The organism is Novosphingobium barchaimii LL02 (assembly GCF_001046635.1).
Lineage (GTDB): Bacteria > Pseudomonadota > Alphaproteobacteria > Sphingomonadales > Sphingomonadaceae > Novosphingobium > Novosphingobium barchaimii.
Map to the genome: position 1 here is coordinate 23,616 of NZ_KQ130457.1, position 18,053 is coordinate 41,668.

Genomic DNA, 18,053 nt, shown 5'->3' on the forward strand with positions numbered 1-18,053 from the left:
AATTGATCGCCGTCCAGAATTATATTGAACACCGATCAAAATTTTGCCATCGTTGGGCTTCCGATGATTCGTCCAAGACTTCGGGAGCGTTTTCAATGCGTGCCTATGTTACCGGATCGGGGCAGTTTCTTCCCGGAGAGCCGGTCTCCAACGCCGCGATGGTGGATTATATCGGCCGTCTTTCGCCGCAGGCGGAGCGGCTCGGCAGGCTGACGCTGCGCCGCAACGGCATCCGCAGCCGGCACTATGCCATGCGTTCCGACGGCACCACCGACTGGACGCTGGCCAAGCTGGGCGCGGCGGCGCTCGACGACCTGTTCGGGCGTTCCGGGCTCGACCGGCGCGAGGTGGGATACCTCGCCACCGCGACCACGCAGAATGACCTGATGGTGCCGGGGCTCGCCAGCGGATTGCACGCCGCTTCCGGCCTGCCGCCGCTGGAAATCGCCAGTCTGCAAAGCGTTTGCGCCAGCGCCATGATGGCGCTCAAGTCCGCCGCGTTGCAGGTCTCCGCCGGAGAACACGCCGCCGCACTGGCGGTGGGGGCGGAGTTTTCCAGCCGTTATTTCCGCCCCGGGCATTATCACGGCACCGCCGCGATGAATACTGATGGCACCCTGCCGGGCGATGCCGAGTTCCTGCGCTGGACGCTGAGTGACGGCGCCGCCGGGGTGCTGGTGGAGGACAGTCCGGCCCCGCACGGGCTGTCGCTGCGGATCGACTGGATCTCGCTGCGCTCTTTCGCCGACCGCTTCGCGCCGTGCATGACCGGCGGCGGGGTGGCGGACGGGCAGGGCGGGCTGATCCCGTGGAGCCATTTTCCCACCATTGCCGAGGCCGCGCAGGCTGGTGCCTTTCAGTTGCGGCAGGATGTCGAGGCGCTGCACCGCATGCTGCCGGTTTGGCTGGGCGAGCTGATGCGGCTGGTCGACGAAGGCCGGGTCGATCCCACGGGAGTGGACCATTTCCTGTGCCACTTCTCCGCTCGCAGCCTGCGGGACGAGATGGTGGCGCAGGCTCGAAAGGCCGGGTGTCTGATCCCCGAGGAGCGCTGGTTCACCAACCTGTATGAAAAGGGCAATGTCGGCGCGGCCTCGCTGTTCCTGCTGCTCGACGATCTGCTGCGCTCCGGCCAGCTGACAGCGGGCCAGAAGGTGCTGTGCGCCGTGCCCGAGAGCGGCCAATGCGTTATGGCCTATGCGATGATGACCGTCGTGGACGGAGAAGAAGCATGACCGAGGTACTGAAAGCCACGCATCTTGAGTCTGCGCATCGCGGCCTTGCCCGCGTGTGGATCGAGTTCGAGAGCGGGCTCGCCCAGGTCCCGGTGATCGCGCGCCTGCTTTCGGGGCGGCTGCGGATCGAGGACTACCGCAGCCTGCTGTTCAACTTGCGTCAGCAGGTGGTGGATGGTGGCCGCTGGATCAGCCGCGCGGCCTCCCATCTGGAGCACGAGGAACTGCGCTCGCTGTTCATCCGCCACGCCGCAGCCGAGCACCGCGACTATAGCATGCTTGAGGACAACTATGTCGCCGCCGGGGGTAAGCGCGAGGCGATCCGGGGCGGGGTCAAGAACATCGGGTCCGAAGCGTTGTCGGCCTTCATGTTCCACGCAGCATCGCAGGCGAACCCGGTGGGAATGCTCGGCGCGATGTTCGTGATCGAGGGGCTGGGCAACCGCATGGCCGGCCCGTGGGCCGAAGCGATCCGCGCGCAACTGGCGCTGGGGGAGGATGCCGTCAGCTTCCTTGCCTATCACGGCGAGAACGACGAGGATCACCTGGCGATGTTCGACCGCGCGCTGGCGATGGTGGTCACCGATGCGGTCACCGCGACGTCCGTGGTGCGCCATGCCCGGATCGTGGCGCGGCTCTACCGCCTGCAACTGGAAGAGCTGGACAATGTCTGAAACCCAAGGGTCCGGGATTCCAGGTCTGGACGACTGGGATCGCAGCGATCCCGATCCGTGGCTGGCGCTGTGGATGGACCGTTCGCTGCCGATCGCGCCTGCCGCCAAGGCCGCGCTGATCCGCGACCAGCGTTCGCGCAGCCGCCAGTTCCTGCTGCCGATCGTGCGCCCCTTCGCGCGGTTGTGGATCGTCATCGCGCAACTGGTTCATACCGTGACGCCGCGCTGGCCACATGCGCCGCGCTTCCTGCATGCCAGCATTGCCTTCGGGATGAAGCACTTCCTCACTCCCGATGCCAACAGGCTGATCCTGAGGCATTTTCATCTGGGCGCGCAGGTCCTGCGCTTTATCTCGGACAATGCGACACCGGGCTTTCACCCGCCGCTGGAGCCGATGACCCCGCGCCGGATCGACGACGTGCGAGCGAACCTGTTCCTCAATCACGACCTCAACATCTACAACTACCTGATCGGCCTGAATGCCGAACTGGACCGGCGCGACAAGGACATCGACAAGGTCGAGCGGATCGACTTTTCCGCTATCACCGAAGATGTCGAACTGGAGGAACTGCCGCGCGGTCGTTTCAACGTGATCGACCTGCAGACCGCCATCGAGTGCTATACCCCCGCCTATGCGATGTTCCTGACCGACCGCGACTTCTGGCGGGCCACCAATTCGCTGCAGCTGGACGAGACGATCGGCCTTTACGCCGCGCGCCTGACCGGAGAGGAAAAGCATCTCGCGATGATCGTCAACGGCCACCCGCTGGTGCCGCACTCCACCCTGCGCGCGGGATTTCGGCTTATGCTGCACGGCCTGTCCACCGAACTGCTGCACGGCTTCCTGGTGCACATGAAGCGGCGGCAATCGGCTTGATTGGATGAAATGCGTTTATCCCGCTGCGATATCCGCTGCTGGGTAGTCTTCGGCGTCCGAAGGGCATTTGCCCTGTTTCATGATGCTCGGCTGGCCGGGTTCGAACCATTGCGACGACTGGAAGTCGCCATCATAGCCAAGCCCATCATAGATGCAGACTTCCGGTTTTGATCCATCAGGGGCGAGGACGACCGACCAGTTGTAGTGGTCCTCGGCATGGTTGGCGCCGCCCCAGATGAGAATGCGGCCGCCTTTGACGGATACGATCGGCACGCCAAGGTAGCCTTTCTCGAACTTGACGACAGCGCGCTCCTTGGCGTCGGGCACAGCGGCGGCGATAGCAGCCTTCACTGCAGGACTGTCGAGAAAGCGGTGTCCGTCAACCACGTCGAATGGATATTTGCCTATATAACCTGTCAGGTCGACGCGGTCGCTTCGGGTGGGCCGCGCGGTAGGAGCAGCAGTGCTGGGCGCCGCTTGCTTCTCGCTCGCTCCTGCGGCTACCTTTTTGCCGCCAACCTGTTCACCACGTGAATCCGCAGCCTGTCCGCAAGCTGCAAGCCCCACGAGTATCAGAGCCGTCAAAGCAACAACTTTCATCGTATTTCCTTCCTATCAACGTCTGCTTCCGCGACTCGCCTTGCTGCTATTTTCTGGCTGGCAAAGAAGTGGCGGCACCGGTGCGGAAATAGCTGCCTCCCAGCGAGCCATTAAGACCGCAGTTGGGGCTACTTTTTCCCTCTGCGTCCGACACATCGAGCGTTACCCCGGACCGCGTGAAATCAAGCTGCCCGGCGGGATCATCGGTTGCTTCCTTCCAATGCGATGCGCCGATGGCACGCAGTTTCCCTTCCGCTTCGCAGACCCAGCGGCCCTGCGACGGTTCAGCCGCGTTCGCGTTGAAGGACAACTGCCCGTTGGCGCCACGGGACACCGTAATTTCGCCAGCCAGATTGCGCCAGACGCCTTCGACGCCTGCAGGCGTGGACCAGCTGATCGCGTTGAGGAAGTGCAGCCGATCGAGCAGGATCTTGGCGCGATCCTCTCCGTCGGCAAATCCGGCGTTGCGCGTGGCGATGAACCACTGCTGGTCCTGCTTCAGCTTTTCCGCCGATGCCTTGTCCAGCCCTTTACGCAGCGCTCCATAGCGCATGCCGATCTGGCCATCGAGCGATGACAGGGGTTTGCTGGCACAGATCGCCTTCTCGACGCCTGATGATGCCTTGCTGCAATCGAAAGACGGACCATTCCGCTCCGGGTCGGCTGCGGATACTGGGACGCTGGTCAACGCAACGAGGCCGGCAGAGAAAACGGCGAAGGCGCCAAAATGAACGTGAGGCATGGTCAGGTAATCCCTTTTTCGCGAACAGGTCTATTGTCGATGCGTGTAGGGAGAGAGGCCGCCAAGGCTGGCATTGCTGTGCGCTATCAAAGCTTCGCACAGGCAGGTTTGATCCTTGCAGGCGTCCCGCCGGGCAATGAAAGCTGCATCGCGCGGCGTATTGTCCGGATCAAATTCGGTCTTCGTTGCATTTTCATAGGCATAGGCAAATGCCAGGTCGTCCAGGCGTGACATCGTCCAAAGCTGGTCGTCATTCCCCCCGACTTCGCCGCACAGGATGCGCTGGGCCGGGATCGTCGGCGCGTCGCAGCTTATGTCCGACAATGTGTCGCCATACGATGTTTCGAGCCGAGAGATTTGGGCCGTCACCAAAGTCATGTTCACTGGACAGGTTTGGGCGAGCGCAGTGGATGAACAGGCCATCAGGCCCATGACCGACATGAATCGGACCATCCAGCGACCATCTAGAGACGACATAATCGGAGCACCTTCATATCGTAGTCACCCGGCTTTCAGCTTTGCTGGAAGTCCTCGCAATCCGATTTAGACAGAAAATTCTACGACGATCAATTAAAAATGAACAATGCCGATTTTTATGGAATGGCCCGCCCCAACTCTCCCGACATCGGTTACAATGCCGGTGCTTGAATAGAGGAGGAACGAGCCATGACTATTGTGATGATCGGAATCGATTTAGGCAAGAACAGCTGCAGCCTTGCCGGACTGGATGAGAGCGGCGCGGTGGTTTTGCGGCGTCGGATGCAGCCGGCGACGATTGTAAGTTTTGCGGCAAAGCAACCCCATTGTACGATCGCGATGGAGGCATGCTGCGGAGCGCACTATCTCGGCCGGCTGCTGTCGTCTCAGGGCCACACGGTCAAGCTGATGGCGCCGGAGTATGTGCGCCCCTACGTGAAAGCGCAGAAAAATGACGATCGAGACGCTGAAGCGATAGCGGAAGCGGCGACGCGTCCGACGATGCGCTTTGTCGACCTCAAGACGCAGGAGCAGCTTGATATTCAATCGCTGCACCGGGTGCGCTCCCGTCTCGTGGGCGCTCGCACAAGCCTGATCAACCAGCTCCGGGCTGTGCTGCTCGAACGGGGCATGACTGCGCCTCAAGGGCGACGCAAGTTCGAACAGGCTATTGAAGGGCTGCTCAACGATCCTGAGCGTTTGCCCGAAGGACGTGTGCGGCAGCTCGTGGTCGACATGCGCGAAGAATGGTTAGGTCTGGACGCCCGGATAGGCAATCTCGACACAGAGTTTGTTGCACTTGCTCGTGCCGACGAAACTGCGCGACGACTGACCTCGATCCCGGGGATTGGCGCGCTTAACGCGACGGCGCTACTGGCCGCGGCCGGAAACGCCGAAGGCTTCGACCACGCGAGAGATTTTGGCGCCTGGCTAGGTCTGGTGCCCAGGCAGCACACCACCGGTGGCAGACCCAGGTTGCTTGGTATCAGCAAGCGTGGGAACACGTATTTGCGGACGCTATTGATCCACGGCGCGAGAGCCGCGCTGCCCACTCTGGAGAAAACCGACTCAGCATTGGGGCAATGGTTACGTGATCTGCTCGCAAGGCGACATCGCAACGCGGTCGTTGTGGCGCTGGCCAACAAAATGGCTCGGATCGTCTGGGCGCTGATCAGGCACAAGGCCGTGTTTTCTCTTAAACCGGCGATAGTCGCTTGATGCAATCGATCACCGGCAGACGACCTGTTTGGTGATCCACGGAATGTCTGCGGGAGGAATTTTGAAGATGGCCTGACGGTTCACCGACGTCCCAACAGCCTGACCAAAAAAATGGCACTTGATGCCGTGACTTTTATGAGGCCAGGGACGTGCGGCTCTCCATCTTGGCAACGGCCCAGCCGTTATGCCGTATACGTTGATGCAGACCAGTCAGTTGCCAGTCGAATAAAAACTCTTGCGGACGGGGCGGGCCATACGTTTTTTGGGCGGCACTGTTCACCGTAGGGGTGCGGCAGGTGCGGCCATAAAAATACACTGATCAGAAAAATATTGAACGATGGTGAAATATGCCTCATCGTGCGTTCGCGGATGGGGGCATTTTCTCACCGAGGTCAGGCGATCATCGAAGGAGTCAAGGTAATGGATGTCTTGGTCATGACCGCCGTGCTGACCTCGCTGGCGCAGGCGGGAACGCCCGGTCAGGTTTGCCCTGCCGACCCAAAGGTCTGCACCACGCAGGTCCACGTGGTTGAACACATGATCGCCGACAGCCCCGAAGACAGGCAGTTGCAGGAGCAAATCGACAGGCAGGTCGACACCCTCGCGCGAGGGGGGGAGCCTGCCACGCAAAAGGCACTGAGGCAGGATCAGGCCCGGTTTCGGCGCGCGCTGCGCTCGCAACTTTCGTTCATGCCCGGCAATGATGTGAAAGATAGGATCGCCCTGCACCAGGCGCTTCAGGCCCGCCTGTTCGCGCTCGACCATGTTAACAGGGATACGGACCTGATGTCGGGCACGTGGATCTCCGCCGCAGGCAACCTGGAGATGCGGGCTATCGATGCGACACATGTCGAAATCAGCCTCAATCCGGCCGACACCGAATATCAACGCTGGAGTTGCGAGTTTTCGGGTGTCGGCATCCGGACGGGCGACACCATCAGCGCCGAGGTGAGTTCCGGCGAGCATGTCATCCTTACGAAGCGCGATAGCGTGATGTGGGTCCGCCATGAAAGCAGTGGCGCCGGAAAGGCATGCGGTGCGGGCGGCACGATGGCCGGTCCCTATTTCGCGACCAATCCCGTGATGCGCGTACCATCGCCGCCGCCAAGGTTCTGAATAAGAGGGGCGCAGCGCCGGGCTTTGCTGGTTCACGGCACGTCAGCCTCCTGAAGGACCTGCGCCGCGTCGCAACCCGCTACGACCACTGCCCCACAGTTTTCTTCTCCGCCGTTGCTCTCGCTGCCACCGTACTCTTCTGGCTGTAATCACTGAATCCTGAGCCTAGATTACGCGCTCCGCCTCAAGGTCCCAGGCTGCTCGGTCCGGTATACGCGCCCCTGCCGACCGGAGATGTGCCTCCGCCATGATCAGACGGTCGACTGCGCGGTCGAGCGCCGTCTCTGGAAGCGTGAAAGGCAGGCGGATAAAGCGTTCGAACGCGCCATTGACCCCAAAGCGCGGTCCCGGCGTGATGCGTAGTGACAGGCACCGCGCCATCGCTGCCAGAGCCGAGGCCTCGGGGCGCGGCATTTCCGCCCAAAGCATGAACCCGCCTGGCGGCACCGACACGCGCCAATGCGGCAGCGCGCTCTCAAGCCGCGCGATCAGTTGGTCGCGACGTGCACGGACATCGCTCCAGGTGGCCATGTCGTCCCGAGGACTGTTTTCGAGCAGTGCTGCGACAGCCAGTTGCTCCAAAACCGGCGTCGCCATGTCGAGCGTCTCGCGCAGGCGGCTTAGCGCGACAATCGTCTGCGGGGCGGCGCGGATCCAGCCAATCCGCAGACCGCCCCAGAAGCGCTTGCTGGCAGATCCGAGACTGATTACCATTTCGCCCTCCGGGTCGTACGCCGCCACGGATGGCGGTGCGGATACGTCGAGCGCGATGTTCGTCATCGTTTCGTCGACGACAAGCGGTGTATGGGTGTCGCGTGCCGCGCGGACCAGTTTGGCGCGCGTATCCGCGTCCATCAATCGGCCGGTTGGGTTATGAAAATCGGCGAGGATATAGGCGAACCGCGGGCTTGTCTGACGAAACGCGGCGTGGAATGCGTCGATATCCCAGCCTTGGATAGGAAGTCCGACCGGCACCGCGACGCAGCTGTGCCTCAGGATCGCGGCGATCGCATTGTGATAGGTCGGATGATCGACGACGATGCGATCGCCCGGACCGGCAAGCAGATGCAGCAGCAAGGACAGCCCGTGTTGCGCGCCACTGGTTACGAAGATTTGATCCGGCGTCGTCGGGCAACCGCGCGCGGCATAATCCGCAGCGATCGCAACGCGCAGCCGCCGGATGCCAAATACTTCATAACCGATACCGGACAGGAACGCCGGCATCTGGCCCAGCGCCTGTTCGTAGGCGTGCCAGATCGTCGGCGGCGCGGGCAGCGCCGCCTTGGTCCAGTCGATGATGTCGTGCCGGGCGTCGTCGGCATCGTCAAATTCACCGATGTCTGCTGTGCCGCTCCCGCCGCGCAGGGCGACGCCCGGCAAGCGGGTCACGCTGCCCGAACCTTGGCGGGTCACGAGATACCCTTCGTCGCGGAGCAGATCGAACGCCGCGCTGACAGTGGTGCGGCTCATCCCAAGCGCCTGGGCCAGATCGCGCTCTCCGCCGATCCGCACACCCAGGCCGATCCTGCCATCGGCGATCAACAGCCGAATGGCGCGCGCGAGTTGCCGGTAGGCGGCACCGCCCCCAGTGGCGCCGCGCCAAGCGCCGAGTTGGCGGGCAAGCGAGATGGGGCTGAGGGCGCTGATCGTCATAAGGCCAATATCTTTCGATTGGCCATCAAAAACAATGCCTCTTTCCCGTATTCGTCCTTTATGATGACACGCCGCCTTTTCCAACTTCTCTGGGGCCTGGCCCTTTACGGCATCTCAATGGCCTTGATGCTGCAAGCCAATCTCGGCCTCGACCCTTGGGACGTGCTGCATCAAGGGCTCGCGCCGCGCCTTGCTCTGAGCTTCGGCATGACCGTCAACGTGCTCGGGCTGATCGTGCTGCTGCTGTGGATACCGCTCCGTCAGCGCCCCGGCATCGGGACGGTGCTGAACATCATCGTCATCGGCACCGTGGTCGACCTGTCGCTGCCCCTTCTGCCCATGCCCGGCGGTTATGGAGCGCGCTTCGCTTTCCTGATCGCCGGGATCGCGCTCAACGGCATTGCCGGGGGGGCCTATATCGGCGCTGGGCTGGGCGCCGGGCCGCGCGACGGTCTGATGACCGGGATCGCAAGTCGCACCGGCTGGCCGATCAAGATTGTACGGACGGCGATCGAATTGAGCGTCCTCGCGGTGGGGTGGCTGATGGGCGGCACGATGGGCGTCGGCACGGTGCTCTACGCGCTAACGATCGGGTGGGTCGTGCATCATGCGCTGCCCTTCTTCACCCTGGACCGCAATGCGAATGGCCAGTGCCGCAACCTGAACCGATGGGGGTTCTTCAGGCGAGCCGAAAGCAGCAGCGAGGCACCGTAAATTCGCGGCGCGCAAACATCGGCTTCAGCCAGTCCGCATCGCGCTGCCGCCGAAACGATCGAGCACAATGCTGACAAATCATCCTGCACGCAGTAGGGTATCAACAGTAGGCAGCTTTTGTCATGATCGGACATTCACCGGGGCAGCGTTAACGCACCAGCCCTGGTCCAGACTGTGTGAAAACGCGATAGATGTGCTTTGATGGCTTGAAAGTCTGAAGGGGCATATGGGTCGCTTCATCGACGGTGCATAGCTAAACGGCACTTTTTCCGCCGTGTGTCTATGACTGGATCGCAGAGGATAATCCGGTTCGGCTGTGGATGCCTTTGTCGCTGCGCTCGAGCTTGGAGACCTTGGCTTTGCCGCTGTCGAGGCTGCTGGGGCGGGCCGCCGCCCCTATAGTCCCGTGGTTTTGTTCAAGCGTTGCATTTATGGTTACCTGAACCAGGCATAGTCGAGGCGCCGGCTGCCGGGGGTGATAAACGATTTTTGGTTTCACCACTTTTGTCACAGGGTGGATAATCACCCTGTGAACGGTGACCTTCCTGATGGATCGCGTAGGCATTGGGATCTTCTGGTCCAACGCGAGCAATAATTGATGATGCAATCCAAGGAGCCCGAACTGCGTAGGGCAATTGGCCCCGTCGGTGCATGGATTACCGTTGCCACCCTGTTTGCGGCGCAGATCGTGTCCACGGTTGACCGGGGGATGCTGGCATTGGTCATCGATCCGGTGCGGCAGGACCTTGCGATCAGCGAGATGCAGATCGCTCTGTTGCAGGGATTTGCCTTTTCGATCTTCTACGTCACGGTGGGCTTGCCTCTGGGGGCGTTCGCGGATGTGGTGAATCGGCGCCGGCTTCTCATTGCCGGCATCATGGTGTGGAGCGCCGCGACCATTGCGGGAGGGTTTGCGCAAGGGTTCGGTTCGATGTTCGCATCGCGCCTGTTCATCGGAGTAGGCGAAGCGGTGCTCGGGCCTTGCGCGGTGACGATGATCAGCGACCTGTTTCCGCCGCATCGACGCGGCAAGCCGATGGCGCTCTATGTCTTTGGCAGCATGATTGCCTATGGGCTTGGTTCGCTTGTCAGCGGCGTAATTCTCGACATGGCTCCCAAAGGGGCCTTCGCCGCGCTCCCGGTGATCGGTCTGCTTGCACCGTGGCGCATTGCCTTCACACTGGTGGGCGCCTTCGGTCTGCTCATTGTCGTGCTGCTGTTCCTGCTGCGCGAGCCTGCGCGCCGTGTAGAGCAGGCTTCTGCGGGAGAAGCGGAACTCAAGCTTTCCTTTGTTCAGGGGCTTGGGCTCCTGAAAGCCCGAAAGGCGACGTTCCTGCCGCTTTACGGCTCACTGGCGCTGTTTGCGATGGGTGGGTCGGTTGCCACCGGGTGGGGTGCCGTATTCCTGACCCGTGCCTTCGGGTATCAGGTGGGCATCGCCGGACAGGGACTTGGTACCAGCCAGATCGCCTGGTCGGTCATCGGCGCGGTCGTGGCCGGTATCTTGGTCGATCGGGTCGGCGCGCGGTCGGGCGCGGCGGGACGTATGCGGCTGGCCGGTTTACTTGCCTTGGCGGGCATTCCCTGCAGCCTTCCAGCGCTCGCCGGAAGCGGTTCAGTGGCGATGGCCATGCTGGGTGAGGTCATGCTGGTCAGCGCCATTTACGGGACGACGATGCTTTCCGTCATTTCCGAGATCGCGCCGACCAAGGTGCGGGGATTTGCGGTCGCGCTCTATGCATTTGTGATGACCGTCATTGGCGGCTCGCTTGGCCCCCTGGCGGTGGCATGGCTGACTGAATCCGTTTTTGCTTCGCCCTTGGCGGTCGGGCGCTCGATGGCAGTGGTCGGAGTTAGCGCTTTCATCGTTGCAGCACTGCTCGCCTTTCGCGCGGCTGCATCCATTTCTTCTGATGAACGGAACTGATGATGCCCAATATTCTGCGCGGCTATACCGCCAGCCGCTTCGGCCAACTCCACTACCGCGTTGCCGCGTGTGAAACGCCTGATCCCCTGCCGCCGCTGTTATGCCTGCACCAGACGCCGAGCAACAGCGGCGATTGGCTGCCGGTGATGGAACCGCTGGCCGCCCGGCGCACAGTGATCGCAGTAGATACACCCGGCTACGGCATGAGCGATGCGCCGCCGGAACCTGCAAGCATAGAGGATTTCGCCGAGATCATGGCGCGGTTCATGGCCGACATGGCTGGGCAAGGCCTGATCGCGCCAGGCCGGTTCGATGTCATGGGCTTTCACACCGGATCGCTTATCGCGACGCAGTTGGCGCGCAGCCTGCCCGACACCGTGCGCCGCGCCGTCGTCTTCGGGTTAGCCGCGTATCCCGCCGAACAGCGCGAGGCCAAGCTGGCCAATCTGCTTGGTGCATTCCCTCCGCCGGGACCTGACTTGCAGCATGTCGAGAAGCTCTGGGCGATCATCGGGCATCTCAGCGACCCGCGCATATCCTACGAGGAGCGCCACGTCAGCATGGCCGAATGCCTGCGGCTCGGCGCGCGGATGCCCTGGGGTTACATTTCGGTTTACCGCTACGACTTCCTTGGGGCCATGGCGCAGGTCTCTCAGCCGGTGCTGGTGATGAATCCGCAGGACGACTTGTGGGCGCCAACCCTCGCGAATGCTCACCGTTTCCCCGACGGAAGGCGCGTGGACATCGAAGGTGTCAGTCACGGGGTTCTCAAACTGGAAACGTCGCGCGTGGTGGCCGAAATCGACGCGTTCCTGAACGGACCTGCTGCAATAGACACTTGAGCAGGGGCACGAACCTGACACATTGCGCCCTACCTTTCGTCAAGGAGCAGAACACCCTGTGAATCTTGTGCAGCTAAAGCGGGTGATTGCAATCTACGAAAGCGGGAGCCTTCGTAAGGCATCCAAAGCGGTGGGCATCACCCAGCCGGCGCTTACGCTCAGCATCCGGCACCTGGAAGAGGAGTTCAACACCAGCCTTTTCGAGCGGGGACCGAACGGAGTGCGGCCGACCGAGATGTGTGAGAAACTGGTCCAGCGCGCCCGGCTCATGCTGATGGAGGAGCAACGGATCATCAGCGATCTGGTGGAGGCGAACCGCGTGCCGAAAGTAGTGGTGGGCGTCCACCCGATCTTCATGAACGACATGATGAGCCGCGCCATGCGCCAGTTCGTGGATCAGAGCGGCCAAGTCGATATGTGGGTGCGTGAAGGCTACACCACGCAGCTGCTCGATCTGCTTTCGGCGGGGGAACTGGACTTCGCATTTTGCGGCCTGCCCGAAGGCTACGCCAGCGAGACGCTGGATTTCGAACCGCTGTTCAAGCGCGAATATGCTGTCGTCGCCACGCCCGAACACCCGGTTTTCAGCATGACGCAGGCCGAGATCGCGCGCGGGACCGACTTTGTATGGGCCCACGTCAGGGCCTATGAAAAGGTCGACCCGCTCGACAACGACGATGTCGCGAATAACCTGCAGCAGTTCGGATATTCACGCCAGAACAAGTCGGTAAAAGCATCGTCGGCCGCCTTCGTGAAGGCTATGATCCTTCATTCCGGCATGATCGGCATGGTGGCCTGCGAAGCGGTCGCCGAGGAACTGGCGAGCGGTGCGCTGCGGCGCTTGGCGGGCTCGGAGATCCCGGCGCCCGCCTTCGGCTTCATCACGCTCAAGGACCGCTACGAGACGCGCACCGTACGCCAGCTCAAGGCGACCATCCGGCAATGGTGCGCCCGCAAGCAGGATTGACCGCCGGGTTCAAGCTTCGTCGAGAAACGCCTTCAATACGCGCGCCGTGGCCGGCGGATTGTCCTGCATCACGAACGCGCCGGAATTCTCCACTACCGCGGCCTTGCCGTGCTTGAGTGCGGCCTCCGCTGCGGGGCGGAATTTGGGGTAAGCCTTGTCGTACTGGCCGTAGACCAGCAGCGTGGGGGCATCGATGCGGTTCATGGTGCCCGCGATCTCGGTAATGGCGACGCCGCGTTCCGAGGGCTGGATCCACTTGCCGGCGGCCTTGCGGCTGAGGATACCCTCTGCGTTGATCGGGCCCGTGTTGATGATTCCGAATATCTGAGTCAGCAGTTCCGGCGGGGTGGGAACCGGATCTCCGTTCTTGTCGAACAGCGCGCCCTGCTTGTCATCCACTGCGGCCTTGATCTCCGCCAGTGAACGGCGATGCCCGAGCGCGCAGGATACCAGCGCCAGCTTGTTGATCCGTTCCGGCCAGAAAGCGGCCAGCGGTACGGCGAGGCACCCGCCCAGAGAAGTGCCGATCAGGTCCACCTTGTCGAACCCCAGTTCATCAAAGGCGCCCACCAGCAGCGCTGCCGTCTCGCCCAGCGACTGGATGTAGGGGGCTGGGCCGTCCCAATGCGAACCACCGTGGCCAGGCAGGTCGAAGGCGTAGACCTGACGGCTTTGTGCCAATAGCGGCGCCACGAAGCGCCAGTCCGACAGCCAACCTCCCAGCTTGTGTAGGAGAACTACCGGCGGCTTGCCCGCGACCGGTTCGCCGATCACCGCATAATGGAGCACGCCGCCCGCGCGGCGCAAGTCGGCCTGACGGGTCCATGGTCCCTTCGGCGGCATGGGTGGGGTGTTTGCATTGGCGCCCGATTTCTGAGCTGCGATGGCGGGAAGGGCGCTGATCGCGCCTGCAAGTCCTATAGCGCTGGCGATGTCACGACGGCTGAACATGGTGCTTTTCCTTTTCTGGACTGGCCTGAGCGATCAGGCCCACATGCGGGGTTCGCACCCCAGCGCGGGATTGGTCACGAATGCATTTGCCGGGCGCGGCAGGCCGAGGTTTTCGCGCAAAGTATCCCCTTCGTATTCGTTGCGGAACAGCCCCCGCTTCTGAAGGATGGGGATGACCTGGTCTACGAAATCCTCGAGCACGCCGGGCTGATAATTGGGGGAGAGTGAAAAGCCGTCTGCGCCGCCCGCACGGAACCAGTTTTCGCACAGGTCCGCGACCTGTTCGGGTGTGCCGGTGTAAGAAAAACTCGCACGTGATACGACGACGCGGCGGGCGAGCAGGCCGATGGGCAGGTCTTCCTCGCGGGCCATGCGCATGATCGATTGCTGCACCCATTTGCCGCCGTTGGTTTCCGGCAGGTCCGGCAGCCTGTCGTTGACCGAGAGGTGCGAAAGGTCGACGCCGAGTTGCAGGCTGAGCGTCCGAAGGGCAAGCGCTTCGGGCACGAGGTCCAGCAGTTCCTGATCGGCGCGGCGGGCTTCCGCCTCGCTGGCCCGAACCATCAGCTGGACGGAGGGAATGATCTTCACATGGTCGGGATTACGGCCGAACGCGGCGGCCCGGGCACGCATGTCGTCGCGGAATTCCTTCGCCACCTCCAGCGAGTTGGCGGCAGTGAAGATCATGTCGGCGGTGCGGGCGGCAAGGGCGCGCCCCGGCCCCGATCCGCCTGCCTGAACGATGATCGGATGACCCTGCGGCGGCCGCGCCACGTTGAGCGGGCCCGCGACGGTGAAATGCTCGCCCCGGTGGTCGAGTTCGTGGACCTTGGCGGGATCGAAATAGCGCGCCGCCTCGCGGTCGCGCAGGATCGCCCCGTCTTCCCAGCTATCCCACAGGTTCTTGCAAACGTCGACGAATTCTTCTGCCCGGGCATAGCGTGCATCGTGGTCCATATTGAGGTCGCGCCCGAAATTGCGCGCCTCTCCATCGCTGGCCGAGGTGACGACATTCCAGCCCGCGCGGCCCTTTGAGATATGGTCCAGCGAGGCATAGCGGCGGGCGATCGCGTAAGGCTCGTTATAGGTGGTGGAAGCCGTGGCGATCAGGCCGATGTGTTTGGTTACTACCGCCAGCGCGGCAAGCAGCGTCGTTGGCTCCAGCTTGCCGGCATAGTCGGTCGCAGCGAAGGCATCCTTTCCCGAGATATGCGGGAAGCCTTGGGAATCGCCCGAGAAATAGCAGTGCATCTTTCCGCGTTCAGCGGTCTGGGCAAGGTGGGCGAAGTGCGCGAAGTCGTGCTGGTCGACGGCCGGCCCGCCGGGCCAGCGCCACCCGCCGGGATGTGCGCCGCTGTTATGGATGAAGGTGGCGAGGATCATCTGGTCGGGGGCGGGCATGGCAATGGCTCCGGAAGAAATCACAGGTGGCTGGCGGCGATGACGCGGGCCAGTTCGTTGTCCGCCCCGGCGGTGCGGTAGGCACGCGCGGCAGCCGCGAAACAGGCCGCCGCCAGCACGAGGCAGGGCAGGACGACGCAGACGAAGGAATCCGCAATGCGCGAGGGGTCGCCCAGTACCTTCTCCGAGACGAAGGCAATGGCGAAAGGCCCGCCCGCGCCTGCCGGCAAAGCTGCGACGACGCTGAGGAAGGCATAGGAAAAGCCGCGCATGTCGTTGGGGACGATTTCCTGCACGGTCGCATTCATGGCGACGTTGAGCATCGGCGTGGTCAGGCTGATCGTAGCCAGTGCGGCGATGGCGAGGCCAACTCCCGGTGCATAGCCAGCGAAGGCGGTGGGCAGCGCGATCAGCGGCAGCATGGCCATCAGGCCGATCCGCCCGGATTTACGGCTGTCGGCAGCAAAACCGCCGAGAACGTAGCCCGATATGCCGGCGATCAGCATGCCCAGGCCCAGCAGGTTGGCGATCTGGGGAAGGGTCAGGCCATAAGTACGCATCAGCAGCGGCGCAGTCCACGACGTGACACCCACGAACGCGAGATAATAGAGGCAGAAACCGCCGAATAGCGGGATGACGAGCCGGCGCTGGCGCACCAGGTAGGCCAGCTTCTCGCCGACCCGCGCAGGTGCCTTGCGCTGCGGGGAAAGCCCACGGCGCGCCGGCTCGCGAATGGTGAGGAAGGCCAGGCCGACGATCGGACCGAAGACGCCGCACATCAGGAAAGCGCTGCGCCAGGGGATTACAAGGCCATAGCCGGGCAGGGAGATGTGCAGGTTCGCTGCCAGGATCGCTCCGGGGATCACCGATGACAATGCCGTGCCGATGGTCGCACCGATCAGGTACGCACTGAGCGCACGGCCGCGCCGGTCCGGCGGAAACATGTCGGCGATCAAGGACATCGCGGCAGGCGCCACCGCCGCTTCGCCGAGGCCGACGAGAGCGCGGAACACGAAGAATGTCGCGAAGTTGGGCGCCAAGCCGCCAAGCGCCGTCGACAGGCTCCATACGATGATGGCGCCGCCCAGCACGCGCTTGCGCACATGCCGGTCGACCAGTGAGCCGAGCCACAGACCGCATACACCGCTCAGAAGTGAGTAGGCGAGGCCCATGAGCAGGCCCATCTGGATGTCGTCGATGCCAAGATCGCCCTTGATTGGCTCTGCCAGCACCCCGACGATGGCCTTGTCTACGCTGTAGAAGATGGCGGCAAGGAACAGCAGGAGCATGGGCCAGAGCGTCTGGCGCACGGGCGGGAAGGGGAGGGCGGCGGGCTCAGTCGACACGGACGGTACGCCCGTCGATGCAGGCCATCAGGCGGCCGTCGGCGTCGTTGAGGATTTCGGCCGTGTCGCCGTCGAGATAAATGATGTCCTCGAAGTGAAACTTGCCGATCTCCGGCCCGATCCAGGGCAGATCGCAGCTCAGAACCATGCGGTCGACCAGTTCGAAGGTATGCATGCCGCCGCCGGGATGGGGATGGTCGGTATGTTCAAGCCCGACCGAATGCAGGCCGCAGGCGCGGAACTCCGGGTTGCCATGCGCCTGGATCGAGGCGACGACGGCTTTCTCCACGTCGGTCGACAGCGCGCCTGCACGAAAATGCGAAAGCGATGCCTGCCAGCCCAGACGGGTGGCATTGTAACGCTTGAGCTGTTCGGGCGAAGGTTCGCCGATCACGGCGGTGCGGCCGATGTCGCTGGTGTAGTGCGCGAACTCTGCGGTGGCGTCGAACGTCACCATGTCGCCCTGCTGCAGCTTCGCATTCTTGGGCAGGCGCCCGAAACCGGGGCGGTAGGGGGTGATCAAGAGAAACACCGGACGTCCGCCAGCCAGAGCAGCGGCGGACCAGAATACCCGTTCGGCCTCGGCGCAGGTGGCGCCGGCGGCCAGTGCCTCGGCTGAAAGCTGGAGCGACAGTTCGGTCTTGCGGGCGGCGGTGCGCATGTTGGCCATCTCGGCCGGGGTCTTGACCATGCGAATGTCGCGCAGGAGATCGCGTGCGGGAACCACCTCTATCGTATCGCCCAGCAGAGCGCTGACGTCGAGGCCGAGGCCCCGGTCTTCGAAGGCGACGCGGGCCCTGTCAAGGCCGAGTTCGCGCAAGTACTGGGCGACCGCTTCCTGATGGTTCTGGGGCAGGCCCTCGGCGGTGAGCGCGCCCTGTACCCCGCCGGCACCGATGCCGGGCTTGCGGGCATAGCCGCGCACCGCCATCCACGTTCCCTGACCCTGCTGCGGCTGGCCCATGTCGACCTCGACGGTCAACACCGCCGCATCGAGCGCATGGTCGCGCGGCAGGATGGCCATCGCAAGGTCGCCGAAGCCCCAACTGGCGTCGGTGGCCCAACTGGACAGGTAATAGGTGTTGATTGGTGTCGAGGCGACGACGACGGCGATGTCATCGCGGTCCATCAGGGCGTCGGCGCGGTCTCGGTTGAGGAGCATGTTTTCTTGTCCGATCGGGGGCATCAGGCGGCAGAAGCAAAGCGGCGGCTAGATATAAGGCCTGGAGGCAGCGTGGCTGTGGGCGCCGCCGCGTGCCCCGTGCCCCGTGCGCCCTGCGGCAAGTTCCAAGGTTGCGCGCGGTGGGGACGAG

General features: G+C 63.0%; 17 protein-coding genes and 1 pseudogene. 10 read left to right on the forward strand and 8 right to left on the reverse strand.

What is annotated here, in order from left to right:
- Nucleotides 1–95 precede the first annotated feature (95 nt).
- Genes V474_RS19060 through V474_RS19070 form a run of 3 tightly spaced genes read left to right on the forward strand, consistent with a single transcriptional unit; the run spans nt 96 to nt 2,786 of the window.
- Complete coding sequence (locus tag V474_RS19060; protein ID WP_059153000.1) at nt 96–1,235, forward strand: 3-oxoacyl-[acyl-carrier-protein] synthase III C-terminal domain-containing protein; 1,140 nt, start codon at nt 96–98, stop codon at nt 1,233–1,235.
- Nucleotides 1,232–1,909, forward strand: coding sequence for an iron-containing redox enzyme family protein (locus V474_RS19065; RefSeq protein ID WP_059153001.1), 678 nt, complete (start codon nt 1,232–1,234; stop codon nt 1,907–1,909). Before V474_RS19060 ends, V474_RS19065 begins: the two co-directional genes overlap by 4 nt.
- Nucleotides 1,902–2,786 (forward strand): DUF6999 family protein, encoded by an 885-nt coding sequence (locus tag V474_RS19070; protein WP_059153002.1) that lies wholly within the window; start codon nt 1,902–1,904, stop codon nt 2,784–2,786. The genes V474_RS19065 and V474_RS19070 overlap by 8 nt, the downstream gene beginning before the upstream one ends.
- Before the next feature lie 15 nt (nt 2,787–2,801).
- Here the strand turns inward: V474_RS19070 and V474_RS19075 are convergent, their stop codons facing one another.
- Genes V474_RS19075 through V474_RS19085 form a run of 3 tightly spaced genes read right to left on the reverse strand, consistent with a single transcriptional unit; the run spans nt 2,802 to nt 4,569 of the window.
- A complete protein-coding gene (locus V474_RS19075; protein ID WP_059153003.1) occupies nt 2,802–3,386 on the reverse strand; it encodes a hypothetical protein in 585 nt (194 codons plus the stop codon).
- A gap of 46 nt (nt 3,387–3,432) precedes the next feature.
- The gene (locus tag V474_RS19080; protein WP_059153004.1) at nt 3,433–4,128 is read right to left on the reverse strand and encodes a lysozyme inhibitor LprI family protein; all 696 of its coding nucleotides are present in this window, start codon (nt 4,126–4,128) and stop codon (nt 3,433–3,435) included.
- 30 nt (nt 4,129–4,158) lie between these two features.
- Nucleotides 4,159–4,569, reverse strand: coding sequence for a hypothetical protein (locus V474_RS19085; protein WP_148649471.1), 411 nt, complete (start codon nt 4,567–4,569; stop codon nt 4,159–4,161).
- Nucleotides 4,570–4,794: 225 nt separating this feature from the next.
- Here V474_RS19085 and V474_RS19090 point away from each other — a divergent pair, with 225 nt between their 5' ends.
- The 3 genes and pseudogenes from V474_RS19090 to V474_RS25735 all read left to right on the forward strand — a co-directional run.
- Entirely contained in the window at nt 4,795–5,823 is a 1,029-nt protein-coding gene (locus V474_RS19090; RefSeq protein ID WP_059153006.1) for an IS110 family RNA-guided transposase, read from the forward strand.
- A gap of 330 nt (nt 5,824–6,153) precedes the next feature.
- Entirely contained in the window at nt 6,154–6,939 is a 786-nt protein-coding gene (locus V474_RS19095) for a hypothetical protein (protein WP_236711337.1), read from the forward strand.
- Nucleotides 6,940–6,989: 50 nt separating this feature from the next.
- Nucleotides 6,990–7,088 (forward strand): annotated as a pseudogene (locus V474_RS25735) (IS5 family transposase); the annotation flags it as partial.
- Between the two features lie 16 nt (nt 7,089–7,104).
- On the opposite strand, the gene yczR reads toward V474_RS25735, so the two are convergent.
- A complete protein-coding gene (gene yczR / locus V474_RS19100; protein WP_059153008.1) occupies nt 7,105–8,592 on the reverse strand; it encodes a MocR-like transcription factor YczR in 1,488 nt (495 codons plus the stop codon).
- Here yczR and yczE point away from each other — a divergent pair.
- From yczE to V474_RS19120, 4 genes are all read left to right on the forward strand, one after another.
- Complete coding sequence (yczE, locus tag V474_RS19105) at nt 8,503–9,306, forward strand: membrane protein YczE (protein ID WP_456237693.1); 804 nt, start codon at nt 8,503–8,505, stop codon at nt 9,304–9,306. The two genes, yczR and yczE, sit on opposite strands and share 90 nt — an antisense overlap.
- 709 nt (nt 9,307–10,015) lie before the next feature.
- The gene (locus V474_RS19110) at nt 10,016–11,233 is read left to right on the forward strand and encodes an MFS transporter (RefSeq protein ID WP_236711362.1); all 1,218 of its coding nucleotides are present in this window, start codon (nt 10,016–10,018) and stop codon (nt 11,231–11,233) included.
- Complete coding sequence (locus V474_RS19115) at nt 11,233–12,075, forward strand: alpha/beta fold hydrolase (RefSeq protein WP_236711339.1); 843 nt, start codon at nt 11,233–11,235, stop codon at nt 12,073–12,075. Before V474_RS19110 ends, V474_RS19115 begins: the two co-directional genes overlap by 1 nt.
- Before the next feature lie 82 nt (nt 12,076–12,157).
- A complete protein-coding gene (locus V474_RS19120; RefSeq protein WP_269085156.1) occupies nt 12,158–13,042 on the forward strand; it encodes a LysR family transcriptional regulator in 885 nt (294 codons plus the stop codon).
- A gap of 9 nt (nt 13,043–13,051) precedes the next feature.
- Here the strand turns inward: V474_RS19120 and V474_RS19125 are convergent, their stop codons facing one another.
- Genes V474_RS19125 through V474_RS19140 form a run of 4 tightly spaced genes read right to left on the reverse strand, consistent with a single transcriptional unit; the run spans nt 13,052 to nt 17,902 of the window.
- Entirely contained in the window at nt 13,052–13,993 is a 942-nt protein-coding gene (locus V474_RS19125) for an alpha/beta fold hydrolase (protein ID WP_059153011.1), read from the reverse strand.
- A gap of 33 nt (nt 13,994–14,026) precedes the next feature.
- Nucleotides 14,027–15,394: an LLM class flavin-dependent oxidoreductase gene (locus V474_RS19130; protein WP_059153012.1), complete on the reverse strand. Its 1,368-nt coding sequence runs from the start codon at nt 15,392–15,394 to the stop codon at nt 14,027–14,029.
- Nucleotides 15,395–15,414: 20 nt separating this feature from the next.
- Nucleotides 15,415–16,740: an MFS transporter gene (locus tag V474_RS19135; protein WP_059153013.1), complete on the reverse strand. Its 1,326-nt coding sequence runs from the start codon at nt 16,738–16,740 to the stop codon at nt 15,415–15,417.
- Entirely contained in the window at nt 16,730–17,902 is a 1,173-nt protein-coding gene (locus V474_RS19140) for a M24 family metallopeptidase (protein WP_059153014.1), read from the reverse strand. Before V474_RS19140 ends, V474_RS19135 begins: the two co-directional genes overlap by 11 nt.
- Between the last annotated feature and the right edge of the window lie 151 nt (nt 17,903–18,053).

Bases quoted from the DNA above. Each gene is read 5' to 3' on its own strand.
- V474_RS19070 (WP_059153002.1), top strand. From the start codon at position 1,902: ATGTCTGAAACCCAAGGGTCCGGGATTCCAGGTCTGGACGACTGGGAT.
- V474_RS19090 (WP_059153006.1), top strand. From the start codon at position 4,795: ATGACTATTGTGATGATCGGAATCGATTTAGGCAAGAACAGCTGCAGC.
- V474_RS19125 (WP_059153011.1), bottom strand. From the start codon at position 13,993: ATGTTCAGCCGTCGTGACATCGCCAGCGCTATAGGACTTGCAGGCGCG.
- yczR (WP_059153008.1), bottom strand. From the start codon at position 8,592: ATGACGATCAGCGCCCTCAGCCCCATCTCGCTTGCCCGCCAACTCGGC.
- V474_RS19110 (WP_236711362.1), top strand. From the start codon at position 10,016: ATGCTGGCATTGGTCATCGATCCGGTGCGGCAGGACCTTGCGATCAGC.
- V474_RS19080 (WP_059153004.1), bottom strand. From the start codon at position 4,128: ATGCCTCACGTTCATTTTGGCGCCTTCGCCGTTTTCTCTGCCGGCCTC.
- V474_RS19060 (WP_059153000.1), top strand. From the start codon at position 96: ATGCGTGCCTATGTTACCGGATCGGGGCAGTTTCTTCCCGGAGAGCCG.
- V474_RS19115 (WP_236711339.1), top strand. From the start codon at position 11,233: ATGATGCCCAATATTCTGCGCGGCTATACCGCCAGCCGCTTCGGCCAA.
- V474_RS19085 (WP_148649471.1), bottom strand. From the start codon at position 4,569: ATGTCGGTCATGGGCCTGATGGCCTGTTCATCCACTGCGCTCGCCCAA.
- V474_RS19075 (WP_059153003.1), bottom strand. From the start codon at position 3,386: ATGAAAGTTGTTGCTTTGACGGCTCTGATACTCGTGGGGCTTGCAGCT.
- V474_RS19140 (WP_059153014.1), bottom strand. From the start codon at position 17,902: ATGCTCCTCAACCGAGACCGCGCCGACGCCCTGATGGACCGCGATGAC.
- V474_RS19130 (WP_059153012.1), bottom strand. From the start codon at position 15,394: ATGCCCGCCCCCGACCAGATGATCCTCGCCACCTTCATCCATAACAGC.
- V474_RS19065 (WP_059153001.1), top strand. From the start codon at position 1,232: ATGACCGAGGTACTGAAAGCCACGCATCTTGAGTCTGCGCATCGCGGC.